The organism is Apilactobacillus kunkeei (genome assembly GCF_005930975.1).
Lineage (GTDB): Bacteria > Bacillota > Bacilli > Lactobacillales > Lactobacillaceae > Apilactobacillus > Apilactobacillus kunkeei_E.
In genome coordinates, this window is sequence record NZ_VBSE01000025.1 from 1 (window position 1) to 1,294 (window position 1,294).

Sequence of the window (1,294 nt, forward strand, 5' to 3'; positions counted from 1 at the left end):
GGAACTGCAACTATTATTTTGAACAAATAAATAAAAGCAGCTTTCTAACTATTTAATTGGGCAACTGATTTTCTGTATTCTACAGGTGATTGGTTGCCTAATTTTGTTAGTATTCGTTTATTATTCCAAAATTTGATATAATTATTTATACACTTGATTGTATCAGCTAAACCTTTAGGTTTAGCTTGTGTGTATATCATTTCAGTCTTTAGGTTGGCGTGAAATGATTCGATGATGGCGTTATCAGCTGGCGTGCCTTTACGGGACATGCTTCTGATGGCGCCTTTTTTACGTGCTAATTCATAAAATTCACGTGAAGTATAAGTGGAACCTTGATCACTATGAATAATAGCTCCATTTAAATAGCCTAATTGATTTAATGTATCTAATGCCAATTGGGTATTTGGATGATTAGAAATTTTATGAGCAATGATTTCCGAATTAAAACTATCCATTATTGTAGAAAGGTATAACATCTTATTTCCGCAAGGAATATAAGTGATATCAGTAGTTAATTTACGTTTGGGTACACTAACGCTCCAATCACGATTGATTATATTATCAAATTGTTTGAATGGATTACCAGGTCGATGGGATCTTTTACGTTTTATACGACACCCCCAACCATATTTAGCCATAATTCTTTGAACTTTACTAACGCTACATTTTAAGTACTTATTAATTAGTGCATGAATTTTACGATAACCATATAAAAACTTCGTTTTTATACATAGTTGTTGAATCTCTCCTTCAATCTGATTTAAATTAAAATGATCTGCATGTTTTTTATGGTAGTAATAGGTGCTTCTAGATATATTAAGATACTGACAAATTCTAACTAAAGGTATTTTGGATGTAAAAGTATCGATTAATCTAATAGTATCTTGGTTTACCACAGCCCTTCCATGATTAAATATTTTTTTATAACTTCAAGTTCTTCTTTCATTTGTTTAATTTCCATGTCTTTTATGACATCACTAGGTAGCTCCAAATTACCTTTATTATATTTATATTGCTTTCCAGGTTTTTGATTCAAACGATAATAATCACCGTTTCTTACATATTTACGCCACGTATAAATTAAACCATCACTCTTTAATCCCAATATTTTACAAATCTTTCTACCAGGAACACCTTCATTAAGAAGCCGGACGGCTTCTAGTTTAGTTTCATATGAATATCTATTATTAGCCATACAAAAAACACCTCCGAATTATGTTATTTTATCAAATTAAAATAATCATTTTATCGAAAGTGCTTTTATTTATCTGTTCAATATTATAACTTCAGTTCC

The 1,294-nt window shown here is 30.3% G+C and carries 2 protein-coding genes; both read right to left on the reverse strand.

Annotated elements, in window-relative coordinates; genetic code table 11:
* Nucleotides 1-44: 44 nt before the first annotated feature.
* Nucleotides 45-896: an IS3 family transposase gene (locus tag FD688_RS00095; protein ID WP_190242840.1), complete on the reverse strand. Its 852-nt coding sequence runs from the start codon at nucleotides 894-896 to the stop codon at nucleotides 45-47.
* The gene (locus FD688_RS00100; RefSeq protein WP_054450299.1) at nucleotides 890-1,195 is read right to left on the reverse strand and encodes a transposase; all 306 of its coding nucleotides are present in this window, start codon (nucleotides 1,193-1,195) and stop codon (nucleotides 890-892) included. The genes FD688_RS00095 and FD688_RS00100 overlap by 7 nt, the downstream gene beginning before the upstream one ends.
* Nucleotides 1,196-1,294 lie beyond the last annotated feature (99 nt).